At 47.5% G+C, this 20,787-nt stretch carries 15 protein-coding genes and 2 pseudogenes; 11 read left to right on the top strand and 6 right to left on the bottom strand.

The features are described 5' to 3' along the window. Positions 1-464 precede the first annotated feature (464 nt). The 5 genes from B3F51_RS14085 (at position 465) to B3F51_RS14105 (ending at position 7,375) form a co-directional block, all read left to right on the top strand. Entirely contained in the window at positions 465-1,985 is a 1,521-nt protein-coding gene (locus B3F51_RS14085; protein WP_286947720.1) for a helix-turn-helix domain-containing protein, read from the top strand. 261 nt (positions 1,986-2,246) lie between these two features. Continuing rightward, positions 2,247-2,873: a toxin-antitoxin system YwqK family antitoxin gene (locus tag B3F51_RS14090; protein ID WP_286947722.1), complete on the top strand. Its 627-nt coding sequence runs from the start codon at positions 2,247-2,249 to the stop codon at positions 2,871-2,873. 161 nt (positions 2,874-3,034) lie between these two features. Further along, positions 3,035-4,246, top strand: coding sequence for an EAL and HDOD domain-containing protein (locus B3F51_RS14095; protein WP_286947724.1), 1,212 nt, complete (start codon positions 3,035-3,037; stop codon positions 4,244-4,246). A 230-nt stretch (positions 4,247-4,476) separates the two neighbouring features. Beyond that, on the top strand, positions 4,477-5,685 hold the full coding sequence (locus tag B3F51_RS14100) for an EAL and HDOD domain-containing protein (RefSeq protein ID WP_286947726.1): 1,209 nt from the start codon (positions 4,477-4,479) through the stop codon (positions 5,683-5,685). A 229-nt stretch (positions 5,686-5,914) separates the two neighbouring features. Then, positions 5,915-7,375, top strand: coding sequence for a helix-turn-helix domain-containing protein (locus B3F51_RS14105; protein WP_286947728.1), 1,461 nt, complete (start codon positions 5,915-5,917; stop codon positions 7,373-7,375). A 62-nt stretch (positions 7,376-7,437) separates the two neighbouring features. Here B3F51_RS14105 and B3F51_RS14110 read toward each other — a convergent pair whose 3' ends face one another. Continuing rightward, entirely contained in the window at positions 7,438-8,391 is a 954-nt protein-coding gene (locus B3F51_RS14110) for a calcium/sodium antiporter (protein WP_286947730.1), read from the bottom strand. A 309-nt stretch (positions 8,392-8,700) separates the two neighbouring features. Here B3F51_RS14110 and B3F51_RS14115 point away from each other — a divergent pair, with 309 nt between their 5' ends. Further along, positions 8,701-9,129 (top strand): VOC family protein, encoded by a 429-nt coding sequence (locus B3F51_RS14115; protein WP_286947731.1) that lies wholly within the window; start codon positions 8,701-8,703, stop codon positions 9,127-9,129. Between the two features lie 206 nt (positions 9,130-9,335). Beyond that, positions 9,336-10,943 (top strand): dicarboxylate/amino acid:cation symporter, encoded by a 1,608-nt coding sequence (locus B3F51_RS14120; RefSeq protein ID WP_286947733.1) that lies wholly within the window; start codon positions 9,336-9,338, stop codon positions 10,941-10,943. Between the two features lie 18 nt (positions 10,944-10,961). On the opposite strand, the gene B3F51_RS14125 is transcribed toward B3F51_RS14120, so the two are convergent. Both B3F51_RS14125 and B3F51_RS14130 read right to left on the bottom strand, forming a co-directional pair. Continuing rightward, positions 10,962-12,335, bottom strand: coding sequence for an MATE family efflux transporter (locus B3F51_RS14125; RefSeq protein WP_286947735.1), 1,374 nt, complete (start codon positions 12,333-12,335; stop codon positions 10,962-10,964). A gap of 22 nt (positions 12,336-12,357) precedes the next feature. After that, positions 12,358-12,792 (bottom strand): MarR family winged helix-turn-helix transcriptional regulator, encoded by a 435-nt coding sequence (locus B3F51_RS14130; protein WP_070371469.1) that lies wholly within the window; start codon positions 12,790-12,792, stop codon positions 12,358-12,360. Between the two features lie 261 nt (positions 12,793-13,053). Between B3F51_RS14130 and B3F51_RS14135 the strand changes: the two genes are divergently transcribed. The 3 genes from B3F51_RS14135 to B3F51_RS14145 are packed head-to-tail and all read left to right on the top strand — an operon-like array spanning position 13,054 to position 18,222. Next, on the top strand, positions 13,054-13,572 hold the full coding sequence (locus tag B3F51_RS14135) for a V4R domain-containing protein (protein ID WP_286947738.1): 519 nt from the start codon (positions 13,054-13,056) through the stop codon (positions 13,570-13,572). A 46-nt stretch (positions 13,573-13,618) separates the two neighbouring features. Then, positions 13,619-15,241: a sensor domain-containing diguanylate cyclase gene (locus B3F51_RS14140; protein WP_286947739.1), complete on the top strand. Its 1,623-nt coding sequence runs from the start codon at positions 13,619-13,621 to the stop codon at positions 15,239-15,241. 17 nt (positions 15,242-15,258) lie between these two features. Then, the gene (locus B3F51_RS14145; RefSeq protein ID WP_286947742.1) at positions 15,259-18,222 is read left to right on the top strand and encodes an ABC transporter substrate binding protein; all 2,964 of its coding nucleotides are present in this window, start codon (positions 15,259-15,261) and stop codon (positions 18,220-18,222) included. A 60-nt stretch (positions 18,223-18,282) separates the two neighbouring features. Here B3F51_RS14145 and B3F51_RS16225 read toward each other — a convergent pair whose 3' ends face one another. The 3 genes and pseudogenes from B3F51_RS16225 to B3F51_RS16235 form a co-directional block, all read right to left on the bottom strand. Then, positions 18,283-18,939: a carbon starvation CstA family protein gene (locus B3F51_RS16225; RefSeq protein ID WP_349680226.1), complete on the bottom strand. Its 657-nt coding sequence runs from the start codon at positions 18,937-18,939 to the stop codon at positions 18,283-18,285. Positions 18,940-18,963: 24 nt separating this feature from the next. Further along, positions 18,964-19,080 (bottom strand): annotated as a pseudogene (locus B3F51_RS16230) (carbon starvation CstA family protein); the annotation flags it as partial. Positions 19,081-19,288: 208 nt separating this feature from the next. Further along, positions 19,289-19,747 (bottom strand): annotated as a pseudogene (locus tag B3F51_RS16235) (carbon starvation CstA family protein); the annotation flags it as partial. A 163-nt stretch (positions 19,748-19,910) separates the two neighbouring features. On the opposite strand from B3F51_RS16235, the gene budA reads away from it, so the two are divergent. Then, a complete protein-coding gene (gene budA / locus B3F51_RS14155) occupies positions 19,911-20,711 on the top strand; it encodes an acetolactate decarboxylase (protein WP_286947744.1) in 801 nt (266 codons plus the stop codon). Positions 20,712-20,787: the final 76 nt, after the last annotated feature.

A 20,787-nucleotide genomic window follows, 5' to 3' on the forward strand; every position in this document is an offset into this window, starting at 1 on the left:
CTTCACCAGTTTTTGGGGCAGCGCCAAGTCCACTCCGTCAGGAATGTCACACGACCTGAGTTGCCATAGTGATTTGTAAGGTCATGGGGGGTGAAATTTTGGGAATGAGTTAAAAATAATAGCCAGTACCAAGATCCATTATGAATCACGAATGAATTCTAAAAACTTTGTGAAAGCCTTGTCTATTATATTATACCGAGTTTGCCCTGTAATTGCCAGCAAAATTGGTTAAAAAGATAATTTTTTATTCGCCGCAGCTTAAAGGCGTAAAAAAATAAAGCGGCTGCTGATTGTCAAGTCAGCGTTTCTGTCACAATTACAAAATATTACACTTGTCAGTCCATCGGAAAACGATTATGATGGGTGAAGAAAACATGAGTAGTAACAAAGATAATTGAATGCAAATCTTTAAGAATACTAAATAAAGTCGAAACCGGCAACATTGCCTGTTTCCGGGAGGTCTTATGTCATTACTAAGTCAGAAAATAGCTGAACATATCAGCGAAAGCGGAGAAACCGTTCAGTCCCTGGCAGCAATGGGGAATTTCAATCGTACCACGCTGCAGCGGGTCAAGTCGGGAGAGCGGCTGCCAACCCGGGCTTTTTTTAAAAAACTGATTAAAGTGCTACGACTGTCGCCAGCTGAAGAAGCAGAGCTGGAGACCTTGCTGGTCATCGCCCAGGTGGGGGAAGGGACCTATGCCAACCGTCAAATGATTATTGAACTGATCGAAACCATTTCTGAATTAACGGAATACAAGATTCCTTTTTCCAAGCAGCTGCAGCAACGGGATTCGGCTGAAGACACTGATGAACCGACCCCAGCGATGCTGATTGTGAGCGGCACCAAGCAGGTACTCAGTCTGATTGAGTATAATATTGATCAGGAATTGACCCTGGCAACTGATCCAACCGTGAAGCTGACCATTCCGTATAGTTTTCAGGCGGTTTATGATTATCTTTTTCAGCAGCAGTTGGGGAATAAGAAAACATTAAACCTTCAGGATGTCCTGTGCCTGTCACGGGAAGGTGGTGACTCTGCCGCCAATCCGCTGCTGGGGGCGCTGAAACATCTGATTGCCCTGACCCTGCTGGACAATGTCGACTACCAGTCACATTGTTACACCATTGGGTCAGAGAGTCATACTGTTGGACCCGAAATCAGTGCGCTGTTTCCGTATTTTATGATCACATCCACCGCTGTCATCACCATTTCCCGGGATCTCAGTCAGGCGGTGCGCTATCAGGATGCGGCTTTCTACGATCTGTACTGCGACTGTTTCGCGGAAATACAGGCCTCGACCCGGCCCTTTATCCTGGAGAGCAATAATCTCTTCAAGGTTTTTGATCTGGCGCGAAATTTTAAGGTGGAAGTGGTGTTTGAGCCGTTGCCCTGCTTTGCCTATTATACCGACCGGGCGATGCTGGAAGCCAAGTTGAATAAAGCGTTTCCTTATTATGAACCCTTATTGGAGGCGGTTGACCGTTATTTTAACTACTTCCGGCAGGTCAGTACAGGGATGCTGAATGTTTTTTCGTTAAAAAACTTAAGGCAGTTTATGGATGATGGTAACTTGGTATTTCCGGAAGAAATCTACCATTTATTGACCCCGGTGGAACGACTGACAATTTTACAACAGGTTCGGGATGATCTGTTTCATCAGCGCCGCAGGCTCTTTGCCGTGGATGATCATAAACTGTTTTTAAACAAGGCGGTGGAGTTTATCTATGAGAGCAGCGACTGTCTGCGGCTGGTGCTGCACTATAAGATCGGTGGCCGGATCGTCTATAAAACCATCGAACTCCGGGAAGCGGGCGTCATTGCCGCATTTAAAGAGTTTTTTCTCAGTCTGCCCGACAGCGACTATGTTCTGTCTACTGAAACGACCCTGGCAGCACTGGATGCTCTGCTGGCTGAATACGGATCAGCGGCCGATCCCAATTTGACAAAGCCGCTTGTGATCGTGGCGCAAACCGGGGTATAATAAAAATAAATGAGTCGGTATGACTCGACGTGTTATCACCACAAAATTGTTATCTAAAATTCATCGGTATTTGTGAAATAAAAAACATCGAACAATGATGGCTTTGTGGGCTGTTTCACAAACATTTTCGTAACGTGTAGGCGAACAGCACAAGAAAATGTTGTTCGCCCTAGTGTAGAAAGTGTTTCGTGGGAAACGGGGCGCAAAGCTCACGGCAGTTTTGTAATGACCTATTTATAAATCCAAACAGGAGGTAAGTGTATGGGTGGCATCATCTTTCTAGTCCTGGTGGTCATCGCCGCCATCAGCCTCTGGTTTTATCGGACATCCCGGCGTAATAATCAGGCCCCGAACCCGCAGCCCCAGATTAAAATCCCCTGTCAGGACGGTTATATACTTGGATATTATCAGGGGAACCGCTTGATCGGCCAGCGTTTTGTCAACAATAAGCTGACCTCGGCTGGGGTTTTTGTCAACGCCGTCCAGGTGGGGCCCGGAAAAGAGTATTACCCCAACGGCATCCTCAAATACGAAGGTAATTTTGTCAATGGTCTGGCCTCCGGACAGGGGAAGCTTTACGAAGAAAATGGCAAGCTCAAATACATCGGCAATTTTGTCAATGGCTATGCAACCGGACAGGGACGGATCTTTGATGCCAACGGCAAACTAAAATGCGAAGGCAATTTTGCCCGGCTTCCCAGCAACCAGGAGCATATCAAGGACCCTTCAGTTCCCACCGGACATTGCAAAGAGTATTATGATAATGGCCAGCTGAAATATGAGGGCGAATTTGTTAATGGCGTCTGGCATGGGAACGGGCGGGCCTATGATCGTAACGGCCGACTGGTGCATAAAGGAAAATTCAGCAATGGAAAACCGATTGTATAACCAGCAAATCTTGGCAGTTGCCCGGCAATTTAACCAGAATCAATCGGATTTGCTTGTTAAGTGTCCAGGATGATGTTATTATTTAGTTAGCAGTCGTCCGGTTGGAAATTACCTGGTTTTTGCACCGGAGCCATTCTGACGCTTTTAAGGGGGAAGAGCAGATGTTTATCGCCAGACAACCTATTTTTAATGCGGAGCTGGAAGTTTATGGATATGAACTCCTGTTTCGGCTCAACAGCCAGTCCAGTCAGTTTGGTGGGATTTCCTCCCAGGGTGCCACAGCGGCGGTACTCACCGGACTTTATGAAGCGGGGATTGAAAATATCATTGAGAATAAACTGGCGTTTATTAATTTTGACGAAATTTTTATCCATTCCGATGCTCTGGAATTAATCAAACCGGATCAGATGGTGGTGGAAATGCTGGAAAAAATAAAAATTGATGGCAACTTGATTGAACGGATTAAATCAATCCGGGAAAAGGGCTACCGGATTGCCCTGGACGATTTTGAAGAAGCCTTTCAAAGCTATCCGCTGAGCCCGCTGGCCGACATTATTAAGTATGATTTGATGGCTACCCCATTGGCAGCGGTGGCGGCGGATGCCGCCTACGCCCTGGATCAGGGGAAGGTGTTACTGGCCGAAAAGGTCGAAACCCGGGATGAATTCTTACAGGCCAGGGAGATGGGTTTTACCCTGTTTCAAGGCTATTTTTTCAGTAAGCCGGTGATTGCCGGTCATTCGGTCAGTAAGTCCCCCACCAAGTTTCAGTATTTTAGATTGATTTCTGAACTGAAAAAAGAAGACCCTTCTTATGATGTCCTGGCCGAACTGATCCAGCAGGATGTAACTTTGGCTTATCGGGTTATGCGGATGGCCAGTGTTCGATCCAATCACGACCTGGTCAGTTCGATCCGTTATGCACTCACCTATATGGGTCTTAACGAAATTGAACGCTGGTTCAATATCCTGATGCTTCAGGATCTGGGTCAGGACAAACCCGAAGAGTTGATGAAAATCGCCCTGATTCGGAGTCGTTTTGCCCAAACCCTGGCAAAGCGGGCGCTGATGACTTACAATTCTCAGCATGGGGCTTCAATGATGGGTTTATTCAGCGTCCTGGATGGGATTCTGGATCAGACCATGGCCGAAGCGTTGGCAGGCATTGCCTTGCCACCCTCCATTTCGGAAGCGCTGATTGATCATCGGGGAATGCTCTACCCGATTTACGAATTAATGCTGGCCTATGAAAAGGGTGACTGGGGCACGACCCTGAAAAGAGCCCAGGAACTGAAAATTGAGGAGTACATTTTATATCACGATTACCGCGAAGCGATTGCCTGGGCCAATGAAATCATCTTAAATATTGCCTGAAGCGGTCAACGCCGACAATACTAAAACAACAAAAACATGACCAGCAGTCGCTGCGCCATGTTTTTTTCATGGGCAGAAATCGTCACCGAAATGAAGACATGATTAAAAAACAAGCCATTCCGGGCCTGAAAATACTTGTTTTTAATGAAACATAGTGTTACAATAAACATATTGAACTGGAACGGATATTTATAATTTTACGCCAGTATAAACCAGACCCAGGAGGCTTTATGTTTATTGCCAGACAACCGATTTTTAACGCCCAGCTGGAAGTGTACGGCTATGAACTTTTATTTCGGCTGAACAGCCAGTCGACGCAATTTGGCGGGGTGTCTTCCCAGGGGGCAACGGCCATGGTCATCACGGGCCTGTTTGAATCTGGATTAGAGAATCTCGTTGAAGATAAATTTGCCTTTATTAACTTTGATGAAATATTCATTCATTCCGAGGCGGTCGAACTGATCAAACCTGATCGGATGATAGTCGAAATGCTGGAAAATATTGAAGTCAGCCGCAATTTAGTGGAGCGCCTGACGGATATCAAGATGATGGGTTACAGTATCGCCTTGGATGATTTCGCCCAGACCTACCAAACCTATCCCCTGACGCCGCTGGCCGACATTATCAAGTACGACTTGCTGGTTACCCCGTTGGATACCATTGTCGATGATATTCCGGCGTGTCTGGCGCAGGGAAAAACGCTACTGGCTGAAAAGGTGGAAACCCGGGATGAATTCCTGAGAGCGAAGGAGCTGGGGTTTACCCTGTTTCAGGGCTACTTCTTCAGCAAACCGCGAATAGCCGGTCGATCCTTCCGGGCCACCCCCACACAGATTCAGTATCTGCAGATGATGACTGAAATAAATGCCGAGGAACCATCCTTTGATCGCCTGGCCGAGATGATTGAACAGGATGTGACCCTGACCTATCGGTTACTGCGGCTGGCCAGTTTTCGGGCCGGTAGTGAATCGATCAGTTCTATTAAATTTGCGCTAAGCTATATCGGCCTTCGTGAATTCGAGCGCTGGATCAGCATTTTAATGATTCATGAAGTCAGCAAGGATAAGCCGACTGAACTGATCAAACTATCGCTGATTCGTACCCGCTTTGCCGAGTCACTGGCGAAACGCTCGGGAATGCATGAATGGGAACATGATGCCGCTCTGATGGGACTGTTTAGCGTTTTGGATGCGATTCTTGATCAACCAATGGATGTGGTCTTGGCGGGGATCGCCTTGCCGCAAGCGATTTTAGAGGCCCTGATCAACCAGCAGGGCGTTCTTTTTCCGATTCAGGCCTTGATGGTGGCTTATGAAAAGGGCGAATGGTGTCTGGTCGAAGAATTGGCCCAATTCTTAAAAATTGAGGATTACCACATTTATCACGACTACCGGGAAGCGATTGCCTGGGCGAGTCGCATTGTTTGTAATATTGCCTAGATAAGTGAATTACATAAAAATAAATAAAAAAGAGTACTCACCCGATATGTGGTGTGAGTACTCTTTTTTTATGATCGGTCGCAACCCGATCGCTTAACCATTTTGGATCCGACAAGATTTATAAAAGGGCAAAATATTCTGGCACACAAAATGCCACATCTTGCAATTGGCTCCAACACGGCTATAATAAGAGTGAGAGAGACAAAAAATACAGAAACTGGAGTAGCCGATGACACGTTTTAGTAAAAAAATCGAAGAATTAATTAACGAAAGTGGCGAAACCGTACAATCCCTGGCGGAGATGGGGAAAATCAATCGCACCACGTTGCAGCGGATAAAATCTGGTGAGCGGCTGCCTACTCCTAAAGTTTTTGAATGCTTATGTAAAGCGTTGCGTCTGTCAACGACTGAAATCGAAGAATTGCAGGCCTTGCAAGAAATTACCCAGGTCGGCGAACGGTGTTACTATAATCGTCAAAAAATTGTGGAGCTGATGGCCGTCATCTTTGAACTCACCAGCTATCACATTCCTTTTTCAAAAGAATTAAAAGCTCCGGATTGCGCATTAGTCGGCTCCGGGGAACAAGCAAAAATTCAGATTGTGACTGGATTAGAAGCCGTCCAGAGCGTTATCGAAAACAGCATCGATCGGGAGCTTTTCTGCCAGGAGGAGCCGCATCTGAAACTTTCGATTCCCAGTCATTTTGAACGGGTTTATGCGCATATATTTCAGCAAATGCTGGGAAATGCAAAATACCTGGTTTTGCAGGATGTTCAGTGTTTTCCGGAAGTCAGTGACGAAAGCCTTGCTGATCCGGGCCTTGGTACCCTTAAAACTCTGATAGGTCTGTCGTTGCTTGATAATATTACTTATCACTCCCACTATTATTATCAGGCAGTTGGGAAGAGTCAGGAAATCAATGTGCTGTTTCCCTATTTTATGCTCACATCGGAGGAAGTCATTGTGATTTCCCGGGATTTTTGTCGGGCCATCCGCTATCGCGATTCAGAGCTTTATGATCTCTACCAGAAGGGTTTTGTTACCATCCTTTTGCAGTCCGAGCCCTTTATTGAAGAAAGTCGGGATCTTTTTGCCATCTACTCTTTGGATACGACCTATCGGATCCGTCAGGTTATTGAACCGCTGCCCTGCTTTGCCTACTACGCCACCCACGAGATGGTAGCCGACAAGGTTCGCCGGGAATTGCCCTTCTATGATGATCTGGTATCGGCCACCAATCGCTTTTACGATTATTTTAAAGCGGAAAACCGTGCCATGATCAATGTCTTTTCATTAAACAATCTGGAAACCTTTATGGATACGGGCAATATGTATTTTCCGGAGGAAGTGTGTCATCCTTTTACGCCAGCCGAACGCCTGATGCTGACCAAACAGGTGCGCCAGGATATTGCCGCTGATGCCCGCAAAACCTACGCCTTCGATGAAAAAAAGATTGTCCTTAACTCAGCAGTTGAATTTGTAAATGAAGCAACTCTGGTGCATCTGATCCTGCATTATCAAAAAGCCGATCAGCAGATTTTTAAGACGATTAAATTAAAAGAAGCAAAAATTGTGGCCGCCTTTGACGATTTTTTCTCAAGTCTGCCGGGCAGTCCCTATGTGTTACCCAAAGAAGACACCCTGGCTGCCATGGATCAGCTGATCTTGCGCTATGAAGCCCAGGCATAGTGTTATAAAAAGCACCCGCAAAATTGCGAGTGCTTTTTTAAGTGCCAGTAAGCAATAAAGATCTAGGAAATCGCCCGCATGATGATAAAGGCCGAATAACCGACATAGCCCAGCATCATGACGGCCCCTTCCCAGCGGCTGATTTTCTTGGAGGTGTACATCATCGGAACGACGATAATCATGGCCGCCAGCAAAATCCACAGATCGGCATAGTTTTCGGTGGCGATTTCAATTGGGAAGATAACCCCGGAAACCCCCATAACAAAGAGAACATTAAAGATATTAGAACCGACAATATTACCAACAGCAATATCGTTTTCGCCCTTCTTAGCTGCTACTACTGAGGTGATCAGCTCCGGCAGGGAGGTGCCGATGGCAACGATGGTTAAACCAATCACGGTTTCAGACATGCCCAGGATGGTGGCAATTTCGATGGCCGCATTAACCACCAGATCGGCGCCAAAAACCACGGCGACCAGACCGCCGATGGTAAAGAGAATACTCTTGGGAACTGGCAGCAAAAGTATTTCGCCCTCAGATTCTTCTTTGCCCAGGATGGCAATTTCCACCATCGAATACAGATAGATGGCAAAAAAGAGCAATAATATCCAGCCCTCCGAACGGGAAACCACGCTGATCGGGTCACCGTTGATCAGCCCGTCCATCACCATCAGCATTAAGGCAACGGTGGTCAGGATGGCAAAAGGCATCTCTTTAAAAATCGTTTTTGATTTGATGCTGATGGGGGAAATAAAGGCTGAGATACCCAGAATAAAGAGGATGTTGACAATATTGGAACCCACCACATTCCCAAAAACAATCCCATTGGCCTGATTCAGGGATCCGGACACACTGACTGCCAGTTCCGGGGCGCTGGTGCCAAAAGCCACCAGGGTCAAACCGATGACCATACTGGGGATGTTAAAGCGCTTGGCAATGGAAGACGAACCCTCCACAAAAAAATCGGCACCCTTAACTAATAATACGAGGCCGATGATTAAAAAAATAATACTCACAAGAAATCCTCCCTCTAAAAATTACAGATTGCAGAACTGACTATCAAGTTGTCTGCAACAAGGCAGAAATGAACGAAAATAAAGCTCCATTTATGACCCTTATAACAATAACAGCAGATTTGCATCAGGTCAATTTTATTTTACAGAAATTTGTAAAAAATTTACCCGAAACCGTTTAAATCGTAAAAATAAGGCTATACAATGTAACAGAGTGTCATGGTGCTGTAAAATTGATTAAAACGGAGATCCCGGTGCAATCCCAAGTATTCTTTAGCAAAGGGTGCACCTAAACGAAAAAGGAGTGTAGAAATGCAGGTACAACCCTATATTAGTTTTAATGGAAATTGTCAGGAAGCTGTGGAATTCTATGCCGACGTTTTTGGCACTGATCAGGCTGAAATTATATTATTTGATGAAACCCTGCCTGAACCGGGCAATCCTGATCCGGTAGAAAAAGTGACTATTCGTGCGGATCTTGAGACCGATGAACTACGGGTGTCGCTCTCGGATATACCCTCAAAATCACCTGACAATCAAAAAGAAAAGATGACCCTGGTCATTTTCAGTGACGACCTGGATGAGATCAAAGGCCTTTATTATAAATTAAAAGATGGTGGAACCGTCGAAACCGAACTGCAGGAAACCTTCTGGAGCAAGGTTTATGGTTCGCTGGTCGATAAATTTGGGGTAAATTGGCAGTTAAATTATGATGACGGCAGAATGCGTCAAGTGGTATAATGGTGGTAATCTTTGACTAACTTTTCACCATTTGATGAGCGCAACAATTTTTCCATCACGGTGAAAGGCACACGGTATCAATCGTACCGTGTGTTCTTTATGCCAGCGCCAGATAATTTCAGGTTTGACACCAGCCTAACCCGAGAGTATATCAGTGGCATGGTTTACACAAACGCAGTCAGAAGATCGATGCATAAGGGGGAACCATGGAAGTAAAAAAGATATTACCACTGAGTCTGGCCAGTCTCGATGAAGCCAACGTCTTTGTTTCGGAGCTCTTGCAAAAATACAAGTGCCCCAAAACCGATAACATGAAAGCGCAGCTTTTTGTGGAAGAAGCCATTGTTTACTGGAGTGAGCGGGCAAGCGATCAGGCGCATTTTGAGTTGTCGATTCAGAAGCGCTTTAAAACCATTAGCCTAACGCTGAATTACTGGGGTAATCCGGAAAATCCGCTGACCCTGCCGGAAACACCGGAGGGAGAAGCAGTTGACTACAATCGGATCGGACAGAATATCTTAATTGGACTGTCATCGGTAACCTATTCTTACGAAAAGGGCTGCAATAACGTTTCTTATACGCTAAAGCAAAAACCATTAAACCCGGCATTGACAACAGCCATCGCCCTGCTTGGTGCGATTCTGACCGGATTTTTCATCCAGATGATGGCGCCTGAGCTGGGCAAGCAAGTGGGTACCGGGATTCTTTCTCCGATTAGCAGTACATTTTTTGGTTTTCTCAACGCCATTGTAATACCGGTGCTGTTTTTTTCCGCCATCGGCAGTATTGTCAATATGGATAACCTGGCCCAGATGAAACGGATTTTCCGCCTGCTGCTGACCTGGTCGATGGCAGTAATTCTTCTGGCTTCAGCGGTTTCTTTGGGAATGGCTCAGATTTTTCTGCTGGGCAACACCGGGTCAGCCAGTCAGGCTGGTCAGGGGGATCTGTGGAACCAGATTGGGGAGATGGTCTTCGGGATTATTCCAGCCAATATTATTCAGCCATTTATCGATGGCAATACCCTGCAAATCATGTTTCTGGCCATTATTGGTGGCATTGTGATGTTGACCTTAAAGGGTCGCTTTCCGCAAATTACCCGGATTATTACCGAAGCCAATCTGATTTTTTCAACCATCCTGGACGCCGTCTGTGCCCTGATGCCGGTAGTGGTTTTTATCAGTATTTTGAATATGATGATTTCCGGGGAAGGGGCGGCGCTACTGGGAGCCGTTTGGCTGATTGTATTGTTGCTGATTGCTTTTCTGATTATTAATGTGTTCATGCTGTTGAGTGTAGCCGTTTATGAAAAAATAAGCCCGATCGCTTATTTAAAAACCGCAGCGCCATTTCTGTTGATTGCCTTCTCAACCGCCAGTTCCAGCGCCACCTTTGTCAGTCATACCGCAACGGCAATTGGCAAGCAGAAAATCCGGGACTACGTCGTCAATTTTTCGATTCCGGTAGGGGTTTTGTTTAACAAGCAGGACGCCATTCCGATGCTGTTATTGACATCCTTGTTTATTGGTAATATTTATGGAATCGGCTTTTCATTGCCGGATACGATTCCGGTCGTGATTCTGTGTATGATTCTTTCGGTGGCGGTGCCACCTTCGCCGGGGATGGGGGCTTTTCTTTTCACCATCGTTTTCAACCTTCTGGGGATTCCTTTGGAAGGGCTGGCACTGGCCGTAACCATAGCCATCTTTCTGGACTATCCGGCCACCACCGGCAACGTCATGACCACCAATATCGGAATGATTCACACGGAACACCGGCTCCGTGCCAGCGAACTAAAAAAGCGCCCGATTTAGGGGCGCTTTTTTGATGGCTTAGGCCAGTCCGTCTTCCATTGCCATGGAAATCGGTTCGGTTTTGCTGGCCCGAAGTTTACGGTAGGTGACGGTATACATTGAAATGGCCAGGATAATTGAGACAACATCGGCCAGCGGTTGGGCCCAGATGATCCCCTGCAGACCAAACAGCGTGGAACCTACAATCAGAATCGGGACAAAGGCCAGACCCTGTCGGCAAATAGTCAGAATCAGCGAAGGGATGGCTTTGCCCAGCGACTGATAGACGGTGGTGACGATAAACTGGAGGCCCAGAAAGGGACTGACCAGCATTTGAATAATCAGCATGGTGGCTCCAATGGTGATGACCTCCGGATCATTGATGAAGAAGGTAACAATCGGGGCGGCAAAAAGGATTGCGACGATCATGACCACAGTGCCCATGATCATTCCGACAACCCCAGTGAATTTAATGGCATCATTCATCCGTTTATAGTTCTGCTGGGCGTAATTGTAGCCGATAAAGGGCTGAATACCCATTGCCAGACCCAGTGCCAGCATGACCACAATGGAGAAGACCCGGCCAGAGACACCCAGGGCAGCAATGACGGTATCGCCATATGCGGAGGCATAGCTGTTTAACATGATCATTGAAAAACTCATCAGAATGTTATTGACAGAGGCCGGAATCCCAATCGCAAAGGTATTTTTGGCGATGGCGCCTTCCATCCGGAAATCCTGGGGGGCGATGGAGAGCACATCACTGTGTTTAAAAATATAGTAGATAAAGTATAATACAGCGCAGGCATTTCCAATCACGGTGGCCCAGGCTGCTCCGGCCACGCCCATGCCCATGGAGAGAATCATAATCGGATCAAGAATGATGTTAACGATGGTTCCGATCATCATCCCGATCATCGATTCTTTGGCTGCGCCAACGGAGCGGACAATCTGGGCCAGTGAATTCTGCAGACTGATGGCGATGGCGCCATAAGCGACAATGGTCAGATAGTCCCGGGCAAAACCGATGGTGTTGGGGCTGGCACCGGCAATGGTCAGAATTGGATCCATAAAGACCAGAAACACCACCATTCCGATCAGGCCCAGGGCGATCGAGCCATAAAAGGCAAAGGAGGAGGTATGCTTGATATCCGCAATCCGGTGCTCCCCCAAGAGCCGGGAAATATAGGAGCCGCCGCCGATGCCAAAAATATTACCAAAGGCCATCAGCAGAAAAAAGATCGGCATGGTCAGGGTAACGGCGGCCACCTGGTTGGCATCACCGGTTTGACCGACAAAATAGGTATCGGCCATGTTGTAGACAATCGTCACCAGCATACTTAGCATGGTGGGAATGGCCAGGGTCATCACCGCCTTGGGGATGGGGTACTTTTCAAATAAATCGTTTTTCATAAAAATAATTCCTTTCTGTGAATCATTGGTTGGTAATGTTTTCTAAAATTTGATGCAGGAGCGACTCCAGCAGGTCGAGATGTTCAGGTGAGATGCCCCGGAGGGTCTCAGTTTCCAGACGGGTTATCTCGGTACAAACCAGCGACTCCAGTTCCAGACCCTTTTTTGTCAGCTCCAGATAATTAATCCGGCGATCCAAAGGATCGGGTCGGCGCTGGATAAAATCTTTTTCCACCAGCCGCTTGACGATCCCGGTAACGGTGGGACCTTTGAGGCGAAAAGCTTCTTCAATCATCTTCTGGTTGATTGCCTGACCCTGATGGTGTAGCAGAAACATAATCACCGAAAATTGGGACGAGGTCAGATCCCATTGTTTTAACGAATGATTGAAGCGCATTTCCATAATGTTATTCAATTGTTTAACAAAGCCACCAAAATTAAATTGATCTGTTTTCATCACGTCTCCATTACTTAGCATGCTATCTATTTTATCGGAAGAAATTTTAATTGTCAAGTCAACATTTTAACGAATCGTTTGCACAAAATAGCAGATGTTTAAAATTAAGAATCGATATCGATAAAATAGATCTGCTGCCAATTAAAGCACCTTGACAAGATCCCGGGTTAACGTGGTAAAATAAGGAAATTAAATCAATTTACGATTGCCGCAAAACAGGTGGGTTAGTAATTGAGAAGCGTGAAGTGGAGGGCATCATAATTGGCTGGAAAATATGAATTTTCCTGGGAGTTACTGGGAGATATTGGTGTAGGACGTCCAAATTTGGGGAATACCACCCGGGTTGAGGTGTATCGACTGATGCAATTTACCTTCAGAGACATCATCGAAAAACATGTTGGGGTTGAGGAAACCGATCAAATTTTTTATGAGGCTGGACAATTGGCTGGTAATGCCTTCTATCAGCATATGATTACGAAAACTGAGGATATTAATGATTTTGTCAGTCAGCTGAAGGCCGTCCTGAAAGACCTGGGTATGGGTATTCTGCGGGTGGAAGAAGCGGATATGGAAAAAGGTGAACTGATTTTGACGGTTTCCGAAGATCTCGATTGCTCCGGCTTGCCGGAGGATAGTTACGAGATCTGTACCTATGATGAAGGGTTTATCTCGGCCCTGCTGGAAAATTTTTCTGGTAAACCTTTTGTTGTTAAAGAGATCGACTGCTGGTGCACTGGGGATCGCACTTGTCGTTTCCATGCCAAAGCAATCGAGCAATAAGACATAATTAGCCAGCTATAGCATGAAGGGAGCTGACAAAACAGCAATGATCAGTAAAGACGCACGATCCATTTTAGAATATTTTAAAGCCCTGTTAAATGACCTTCGAGTCAGCGTAATTCCCCCTGAAAACATCAGCAACGATGACTCTTTTTTAGAAATTGATCAAACCATCAAAACCATCAGGAATTCGGCAACAGCTCTTGGCAACGGAAATCTGTCTGAGGATATCAACGGCCGGGGTTACGTGCTGGGGTCTTTAAAAAACCTTCAGGCTTCGCTTAGGAATTTGACCTGGATCACCAAAACCATTGCGTCAGGCGACTTTTCTCAGCGGGTTCATTTTCTTGGCGATTTTTCCGAGGCCTTTAACAGCATGACCGAAAAACTGGAGTCGTCCATCCATGAACTGGAAGAAGCCCGTTCTCATTTCGAAATGGTGTTTCAGACTATTCCCGATGCCACCGTGATTACCAAAGTCGCCGATGGTACCCTGATTGCCTATAACCGGGCTTTTATGGAAGCCACAAAATTTACCGATGCGGATTTAACCGTCGGTTCATTTAACATCCGTGAACTCTACATTGATGAAAGCCAACGGGAAACCTTTATCAAAACTCTTGAAGCCAATGGTATTGTTGAGAATTTGGAGATCTGTTTTTATGGCAAGAATAATGAACGACATATTGGTCTGGTTTCATCGAAAAGAATCATCATTGACGGGGCTCCCCACGCTCTCAGCGTAATCCGGGATATCACTCAACTCAAGGCCATTGAAGCGAAACTGCAGCAGAGTGAAGAGCGCCACAGGTTGCTGGCAGACAATGCAGCAGATGTCATCTGGACCATGGATCTGACCGGGCGTTTCACCTACATTAGCCCGTCGGTGGAAAAACTCCGGGGCTATACGGTTGAAGAAGTCATGGCTCAGTCCCAGGAAGAAGTCTTATGTCCGGGATCACTGGTTCAGATGCATGAGGGGTTGGCTCGGGCCATTAATTCGGTTCAGAATGGTCTGCCTTTTCAAGTCTATCGCGGGGAATTGGAACAACCCTGCAAAGATGGCACCACGGTTTGGACTGAAGCGACTGTTTCCGGAATATACAGCGAAGATGGACGCTTTGTCGGGATGCTGGGGGTCACCCGGGATATCAGCGAACGAAAACTAATGGAGGAAGAAATAAGACGGCTGTCAATTACCGATAAGCTGACCCAGAGCTTCAACCGTTTAAAGCTGGATGAGACCCTGGAACATCACAACAAATGGGCCCAAAACGGCTCAGCTCCTTTTGCGATTATCATTCTGGATATTGACCACTTCAAACTTGTCAACGATACCTATGGGCATCAGGTCGGGGATCGGGTTTTAATCGAGCTGGTTGGACTCCTCAACGAAACGGTCCGGCATGGCGATGTGGTGGGGCGCTGGGGCGGCGAAGAGTTTTTGATTATTCTGCCGGATACTAGCCTGATGGACGCCGCCAGGTTGGCCGAACGGCTGCGCCAGGCAGTTGCTAACCATTCTTTTGCAACTGCGGGAGCGGTGACAATCAGTCTTGGGGTATCAGCTTACAAAAATGATACCGCTCCGGAGTCCATCGTTTCCCGGGCCGATAGGGCCCTCTATCTGGCCAAGGAAAAGGGCCGCAATCGTGTTGAAGTATGCTAGTTTTTTCGGAGGGGTCAATGCCAAACCATGAACTCAGTTATCGCAGCAACTTATTAAAATCGGCTAAAGCTGTCATCCATGTAAGCGTGCTCCTGATTTGGATGTTTGCAACCGGGATACTGTTTGGGCCAACTTTTTTTGTCTGCGCCGAGGACGAAAAGTCGGTGCTTTTTATCAGCTCCTACAGTGAAAGCTTTGTCTCGGTTCCTGACCAGATAACGGGCATCCGATCGGTATTTGACGAACAAAAGATCAAACTGGAAATTGAATATATGGATACCAAACGCCTCGATACTCCGGAGAACAAAGAGGTTTTTTATCAGAGTCTGAAATTCAAATTGGCCCAGCTGCCACCCTATGATGCGGTGATTGTAGGAGATGACAATGCCCTTCAGTTTGCCCTCGACCATCAGGCCGAATTGTTTTCTCAGATCCCGATTGTTTTTCTTGGTGTAAACGATGAAACCAGGGCCCGACAAGCTGCGGCCGATCCTTACATCACCGGTATTATTGAGCGGATCTCGATAAAAGAAACGCTGGAGATCGCCCGGGTCTTTACCCCCCGGGCTACCAAGGTAGTAGGGATTGCCGATGAAACTCTGACTGGTCAGGGCAACCGTCAGCAGTTTAAATCCTTACGCCAGAGCTTTCCGGAACTGACCTTTTCCACCCTCAATACGCCCAACTACAGCTTTGATGAGCTGGGGACAGAACTGGAGAAATTGGGGGATGACACCATTTTACTATTTTTGGATATGAACCCGGACAAGACCGGGGCTTACATGGAGTTTGAAAAAGCGGCAGCTTTTCTGAACCAGCATACCCAGATCCCCGTTTATCGGGCTTCGGTGGGAGGCGTCGGTTATGGACTGATCGGCGGAAAAATGGTGGATTATCAGGCCCTGGGCAAAACAGCGGCCGAATTGGTCAGCGACATTTTGGCAGGAACCCCGGTCGCATCCATCCCAATGGTTGAAGAGACCCCCTATTTTTACATCTTCGATTATGAATTGATCAAGCACTATCAGATTCCGGATCACCTGATTCCGACTGATGCGGTGCTGATTAATAAAACCGAACATCCACTGGATAAATATCGCAACCTGATTTGGGCCACTGCCATTATTGTCAGCTTTCTGACCTTGGTAACGCTTTTATTAATTTATGATAATCTGAAGCGCCGAAGCATCCAAAAAGCCCTGGTGGCCAGCAATGCTAAGCTTACAGCGACGTACAAAGAAATGGAAACGGTGGAAGGAACCCTGCGGCGGCAATATGAAGTGATGGCCGAGCATGACCGGGAAGTCGGCGAACTGAATCAGAAGTTTGAGCTGGCCATTGAGGGCACGAACAGTGCGGTCTGGGAGGTAGATCTCACGTCCAAAACGGTTTCTTTTGCTGGGGACTGCTCCCGGATTATCAATCGAATCCTCAGTAACCATTGTCATGTCCACTATTGGATGGATGTCGTTCTGGAGGCCAGTCATCGTGAGCGTTTGATTACAGAGGTCAGCAATTACCTCCAGGGCAAATCAGCTCTGATCAATATTCAGGTGCTGACGGCGGGCCCCGACACCCAGCAAAAATGGTTGCTGATCCGTGGCAAAGGGATCAAATCGGCAGACGGCAATTTCTGCAAGCTGCACGGGATCTTGCTGGACAATACTAAGTTTAAACTTCAGGAAGAACAGATAAGGCATCTGGCCCGACATGATTTTTTAACCCAGCTGCCCAACCGGATGAGCTTTCTGGTACAGCTGGAAAAAGAGCTGGCGGCTGGCCATACCGGAGCGGTGCTGCTTCTGGATATTGATAATTTCAAAAGCGTCAATGACACCCTGGGCCATCTCTTTGGGGATCAATTGCTCAAGCTGATTGCCTGCCGGTTGCAGTCAATCGCTGATGAGAACATGATGGTGGGTCGGCTCGGCGGTGATGAATTTCTGATCCTGATCACCAATAAATGCCATCAGGCCGATATTGAAGCCTATGCCAATAAGATTTTGAGCGCCTTCGATGAAGCCTTTCGGCTCGACAACCGGGAAGTTTTTGTCAGTATCAGCATGGGTATTTCCTGCTATCCCTATGATAGCAGTGCGATGGATCAGCTGATTATGAATGCCGATACAGCCATGTACGAGGTTAAGAACCGGGGCAAAAATCACTATATGTATTATCATCAGGAATTGAAAAAGGCCATGAGCCGTAAAATCGAAATTGAAGCGATGCTCAGAGCGGCATTAAAGAGCGACGGTTTTAAACTGGTCTATCAGCCCCAGGTGGATTTGGACAGTGGTCAGATCAGCGGCTTTGAAGCCCTGCTCCGATTCAAAGAAAGCCGCCTCGGTCCGGACCAGTTTATTCCGGTAGCCGAAGAAACCGGCCTGATCAGTGAGATCGGCCGTTGGGTGATCCGGGAAGCGGTGGCCCAGATTGCCCGCTGGCGCAATCAGGGACTGGCGGAAAAACCGGTAGCCATCAATTTTTCCAATCGTCAGTTGCGGGACAAAGAGTATGTTGGCTATATCATCACACTGCTGCATCAGCATCAGGTTGCGCCCCGGTTCATTGAGATTGAGATTACCGAAAGCATCTTGATGGAAAACGATGGCCAGACGAAGGAGTTTCTAAAAGGGCTTAAAGATGCCGGGCTGGCAGTGGCCCTGGATGATTTTGGCACCGGTTATTCGTCGCTGAATTGTCTGACCTATCTGCCGGTCAACAAAATAAAACTGGATAAATCAATCAGTGATCAGTTTTTACAGGGCAACCGGATCAAGGTGATAGAAAGCCTGATCCTGCTGGCTCACAGTCTCAATTTAAAAATCATGGCGGAGGGTATTGAAGAGTGGGACAAAGTTGCCGTTCTCAAAAACAGTGACTGCGATGGAATTCAGGGCTATGTTTTCAGTAAACCGCTGGAACCGGCCGAAATCGCCGTGATTTACAACCACAATCTACTCACCAAGCCGCCACAATAAAAATCCCCGCAGCATCACTTGAGATGCGACGGGGATTTTGTCGGTACTGGTTTATATTTTCTATTGGGGCAGCTGATCCAGACCTTTTCGGCCCTGTTTTAAGACCAGCACCATGTAGAGAATGGCTGCCGCGGCGCCAATCAGATAAGAGAGGATATAACTGTTGGGGTTGATGCCTATCATCGGGCCCAGTCGGGGTTCGAGACCCAGACCAATCGGGGCATGGCAGATATAAGCGATCACGATAAAGGTGTAAAACATCCCCGGGAGCAGGGTAATCCAGAAAATCTTGTGTTCAGTCATTAAATAAACCGCCGCCATCGCCAGGGCGAAGATCGCCACAAACTGGTTGGTAAAACCAAAATACTGCCATAACAGATTAAACCCATTGGGGGCGGTCTTGGCAAAAACCAGAATCACAACCGCTGGGACAAAAATTCCCAGAGTTGTCAGCAGTAGATTTTTGATGAGGGTCTGATCAATGTTAAAGGCTTCTCCGACCATCAGTCGCAGCGACCGAAAGGCGGTATCGCCGGAGGTAATCGGTAGTACGATAACCCCGAGAATGGCGAAAAACGCCCCAATCGGGCCCAAAAATTCCCGGGAGATCAGGCCCACCATGGCGGTGGCGCCGGTACTTACATCGACACCGCCACTAAACAGCACCATCGCCCCGGCTGGCCAGCACATGGCGATAAAGCCTTCCAGGATCATCATGTTGTAAAAGGTCCCGCGCCCCTCTTTTTCGGCAGTAACGGTCCGCGAAATCAGCGTCGACTGACTGCCGTGAAAGCCCGAGAGGATGCCGCAGGCGACGGTAATGAAGAAGACCGGAATTAAATTGCTGACCCAGGGGATGCTGGGGCAGGGTCGACCAGGACAGGTTCAGGAGATTGACGCCACCATCCATCATGATGCCGGTAAAAACCCCCAGCGCTGAAATGATCAGAATAGCCCCAAAAATCGGATAGACCCGGCCAATTATTTTATCGATGGGGAAGAAGGTGGCGATTAAATAATAACCAAAAATGACCGCATAAACGATCCAGATGGTGGTGTTCTGGGCGCTGGCATTCTTATTCAGGATATCCCTGGCAATCAGATCGCCAGGGGTGTAAATAAACACCACCCCCACCAGAAAAAGCAGCAACCACAGCACCAGGCTATAAAAACGCTTGATCTGCGGGCCCAGATATTTGCCCACCATCCGGGGCATCTGGGCCCCGCCGTTGCGGATTGAGATCATCCCGATGAAATAATCATGGACCGCACTGGCCAGAACGCAGCCGATGGGAATGGTGATAAAGGCCAGCGGGCCGAACAGAATCCCCTGGATCGGTCCCAGCACTGGCCTGGTCCCGGCAATGTTGAGCAATTGGATTAACTGGTTTTTCCATTTGGGCATGGCCACGAAATCGACCCCATCGGCCAGGTTGATCGCCGGCGTCTGGCGCGCATCCGGTGCAAACACTTTTTCGACCAGTTTGCCGTAGAAAGAAAGCCCTAAGCTCAACCACGGTTTCATTTTAACATTGCGTTAAATCGCCGTCAATCCGGAATACTGCCCTATGTACGGATAGGTTGGTTCAGGTGAAGGCGGCGTAAGTTAAAATCCCCAAAAGTTTCCATTGCATCCGAGGTGATGGGGGTGTAAAATCGGACTTAGATTGAAAAATGAGGAGCGTGTTATGAAAATAAAAATTACCGCAATTGTTTTATCGGTTTTGGGGATAGTGACGCTGGCCGGTTGTGCCGCCGCAACCACTAACACCAGCAGCGAGGCTGCCGCAGCTAAAGAGGAGACCCTCTTCCAGGCATCGACGATCAATTCCCTGCTGGCCGGGAATTACGATGGTTTTATGACTTTTAGGGAATTAAAGCAGCATGGTGATGTCGGCATCGGTACCTTCAACGCCCTGGATGGCGAGCTGGTGATGATCGACAATACGGTCTACAAGGTCAAGGCCAGCGGTGCCGTGGAGGAAGTTCCAGACACCGATACCACCCCCTTTGCCGCAGTTACCTACTTTGACGAGGATGCGACTAAATCACAGGGACCAACCGCCAGTCTGGAAGCCCTGGAGCAGGAACTGGACAAAATGATAACCGACCCGAAGGCCTTCTATGTGTTCCGGATCGACGGCACCTTCAACACCATCAAAGCCCGTTCGGTGCCCAGCCAGACAAAACCTTATCCGGTGCTTTCTGAAGCCGTCAAAAACCAGTCGATCTTTGACTATCAAAAGATCAGCGGTACCCTGGTCGGCTTGTGGTGCCCGGCCGATATCGGCGGCTTGAATGTCAAAGGCTACCATTTTCATTTTATCGCCGATGACCGCAGCAAGGGCGGCCATCTGCTTGATGTCAGCTTTGACAGCGCCACTGCCTTTGTCGATCAAACCGACGGCTTTTTCATGACCCTGTCGCCATCCACCCCGGAAGGAACCGTAAAGGATGCCGACTCCGCCATCGATGCTGTCGAAAAATAACCAGATTCGAAGCTATCTTAAAAAGACACTCGTAGGAGTGTCTCAGACTGTCAAAAAAGATAACCTAGTACCGACA

Origin of the sequence: Acetobacterium sp. UBA5834, from assembly GCF_002435675.1 — a bacterium.
Taxonomy (GTDB): Bacteria; Bacillota; Clostridia; order Eubacteriales; family Eubacteriaceae; genus Acetobacterium; species Acetobacterium wieringae.